At 72.8% G+C, this 2,135-nt stretch carries 2 protein-coding genes and 2 tRNA genes; all 4 read right to left on the bottom strand.

Annotation, left to right across the window (positions count from 1 at the left end):
* The coding region (locus DVH02_RS36675) for a hypothetical protein (protein WP_233518646.1) at nt 1-248 on the bottom strand (248 nt) is incomplete at its 3' end.
* Nucleotides 215-289 (bottom strand) — tRNA-Asp (locus DVH02_RS34385). The genes DVH02_RS36675 and DVH02_RS34385, both read right to left, overlap by 34 nt.
* A gap of 39 nt (nt 290-328) precedes the next feature.
* Nucleotides 329-401, bottom strand: a tRNA-Glu gene (locus tag DVH02_RS34380).
* Between the two features lie 64 nt (nt 402-465).
* On the bottom strand, nt 466-2,135 hold a 1,670-nt coding region (locus DVH02_RS34375; protein ID WP_114627740.1), incomplete at its 5' end, for a metallophosphoesterase family protein.

Here is a 2,135-nt window from a genome sequence, read left to right as displayed (position 1 = left end):
CGACGGCCCTTGTCGTAGGCGAGGAAGTACCCGCCGTCCGGCGGAAACGGCGCGACGGTCGCAGAGACGGCGCGACGGTCGCAGAGACGGCGCGACGGCCGGGCAAGCGCGCGGCGGTCGGAGAGACGCGCGGCGGCCGGGAAAACGTCGGAGACGTGCGGCGGCCGGGGAAACGAAAGAACCCGCATCCGGAAGGATGCGGGTTCTTGTCTTGCGGTCCTGACGGGATTTGAACCCGCGGCCTCCACCTTGACAGGGTGGCGAGCACTCCAAACTGCTCCACAGGACCAAGCAATGTGCGAGCACCAGTCTCGCACACGGTGTTGCGTGCCCCCAACGGGATTCGAACCCGTGCTACCGCCTTGAAAGGGCGGCGTCCTGGGCCACTAGACGATGAGGGCTAAAGGCCCGCCTGGGCGCTTCGCAGCGCGTCGGGGACGTCAGAAGCATATGGGATGGGCGGAGCTATCGCCAAAACGGTTCAGGGGGCGGGTACGGGGACCCCGGGGGACCGGCCGCGGAGCCGGTGGGCGGCCCCGTACCGGGGGAGCCGGAAGGCGGCCCGGCGGACGGGGCGGGGGAGGCGGCGGAGGGATCGGGCGACGAACCCGACGGCGCATCGGACGGCGCATCGGACGGCGAACCGGGCGACGCATCGGCGGACGGCGTGGCGGACGGGTCGGGCGACGGGCCCGTGCCCGGCTTTCCCGCCTCCTGCGGCAGATGGCGGCTGACCTCGGCCGTCGTCAGCCCCAGCCCGCCGAGCGTGATCTCGTCCCACGCCTGGAGCCGCTTCGTCGTACGGTCCAGATAGAGCACGGAGGCGCGCACCTTCTCCGGCTTCTCGTTCTGCAGGGCGCGCAGCCCGCCGCCGCCCGTCGAGCCCTCGATCTTCAGCCGGGTGCCGTGCGGCATGATCTCGGTCGCGCGGTGGTGGACATGGCCGGCGAGCACGAGCGGAACCAGCCCGTCCGTCTGCCGCGCCGCCTCCGGCTCATGGGCGACGGCGATGTCCACGGGCGTACCGGCCCGCTCCTGGTCGCGCAGCGCCGAGGCGAGCCGGATGCCCGCGAGCCGTTCGGCCGGGTCGCCCTCGGCCACCACCGAGCGGTCGGGCGTGAACTGCGGATCGCCGATGCCCGCCACCCGCACCCCGGCCACGGTGACGGCCCGGCCGTCGTCCAGCACCCGTACGTTCTTCATGCGCCCCAGGTACTCCTGGGTGACCCGCGAGTCGTGGTTGCCGCGCACCCAGACGTACGGCACGTCCAGGTCGGCGATCGGGTCGAGGAAGGTGTTCTCGGCCGCCGCGCCGTGGTCCATGGTGTCGCCCGAGTCGATGATGGCGCCGATCCCGTACTGCTCCACGAGTGAGCCGATGATGTGCCAGGCCGCCGGGTTGAGGTGGATGTCGGAGACGTGCAGCACCCGGATGGTGGCCGGGTCGGGCTGGTACGTGGGGAGCGTGGACGTCGCGTCGTACAGCTTCGTCACATTGGTCACCAGCCGCGCCAGCTCCTTCTGGTAGACGTCGAAGTCGGTGACGATCGAGCGGGCGCTGCCGACGACCTGCGGGGCGGAGGAGAGCAGCCCCGAGAACTTCGGCTCCAGCACCGACTTCGGGTTCCAGGTGGCGTACGCGCCGACGCCCGAGGCGGCCAGCAGCGTGAGCGCCAGCCCGCCGGCGGCGAGGGCGCGGCGGGGGCGGCGGTAGACGACGAGGCCGAGGGCGGTCGCGCCGGACACGACGGCGACGACGGAGCGCACGGCCAGCTCGGTGGTGCCGTTCCTGACGTCGCGGCCGACCTCGTCCTGGAGGCCGGAGAACCGTTCGGGGCGCTCGACGAGCGCCTGGGAGCGGACGGGGTCCAGCTGGTCGACGTCTACGTCGAGCCGGAGCGGCGCGGTGTGGGTGTCCAGCTCCAGCGCGCCCAGCGGCGACACGTTGATCTTCGTACCGCCGGTGAGGGACGGCCGCAGCGTCATCCGGGTGTCCATCGGACCGACCGGGGTCAGCACGCTGCCGACGGTCAGCAGCCCGAGCCAGGCGCCGAGCAGCACGACGGCGGTCATCCCGAGGGCGCGGGCCCAGGGGGAGGCGGGCGAGGCGGGTGCGCCGCCCCGGCCGAGCGGCC

Origin of the sequence: Streptomyces corynorhini (assembly GCF_003346515.1) — a bacterium.
GTDB classification, from domain to species: Bacteria; Actinomycetota; Actinomycetes; order Streptomycetales; family Streptomycetaceae; genus Streptomyces; species Streptomyces corynorhini.
Note: the sequence above shows the minus strand (reverse complement) of the source record. Positions and strands in the feature narration are given on the sequence as shown.